The organism is Pseudoxanthomonas sangjuensis (assembly GCF_010211755.1).
In the GTDB taxonomy this organism is placed as follows: Bacteria; Pseudomonadota; Gammaproteobacteria; order Xanthomonadales; family Xanthomonadaceae; genus Pseudoxanthomonas_A; species Pseudoxanthomonas_A sangjuensis.
Genome location: NZ_PDWR01000058.1, coordinates 1 through 807 on the forward strand (window position 1 = coordinate 1; position 807 = coordinate 807).

The 807-nt window shown below is 54.0% G+C and carries 1 protein-coding gene; it reads right to left on the reverse strand.

Annotation, left to right across the window (positions count from 1 at the left end):
* A partial coding sequence (locus CSC71_RS15255) for a terminase gpA endonuclease subunit (protein WP_162375229.1) occupies positions 1–807 on the reverse strand: 807 nt, incomplete at both ends.

Genomic DNA, 807 nt, shown 5'->3' on the forward strand with positions numbered 1-807 from the left:
GCGCATAAACGAAGCAGTCGAGTGCCTCATTGCGTCGCTTTTTGCTGTCCCACAGTATTTTTTTCCTGCCATCCACCCATTTTTCGACCTGCTCTTCAGCAGTCAGCTGCTGCGCTTCGGTCAGATCAAAAATATCCGGGTTATTCGGGAAGTGAACGGCACCGGGAAGCGGTTCATCCCCTTCCGGCGTCAGTGTGAAGCGGTTATAAATCTGCTCTTTCGCGGTATCCGTACCGATTTCGGTAAGGTAAACCCCGTTTTTGTTTCGCTTACGTGGCATGCTGGCCACCGGCTTTCCGTAGACGGATGCCCCTTTAATGGGGATCACCCGGAACAGCCCATGTTTTTTCGAGCGTTCATACACAATGGTCGGGTCAATCCCGCCAGTATCCCAGCAGATACGGGATATCGACATTTCTGCACCATTCCGGCGGGTATAGGTTTTATTGATGGCCTCATCCACACGCAGCAGCGTCTGTTCATCGTCGTGGCGGCCCATAATAATCTGCCGGTCAATCAGCCAGCTTTCCTCACCCGGCCCCCATCCCCATACGCGCATTTCGTAGCGGTCCAGCTGGGAGTCGATACCGGCGGTCAGGTAAGCCACACGGTCAGGAACGGGCGCTGAATAATGCTCTTTCCGCTCTGCCATCACTTCAGCATCCGGACGTTCGCCAATTTTCGCCTCCCACGTCTCACCGAGCGTGGTGTTTACGAAGGTTTTACGTTTTCCCGTATCCCCTTTCGTTTTCATCCAGTCTTTGACAATCTGCACCCAGGTGGTGAACGGGCTGTACGCTGTCCAGA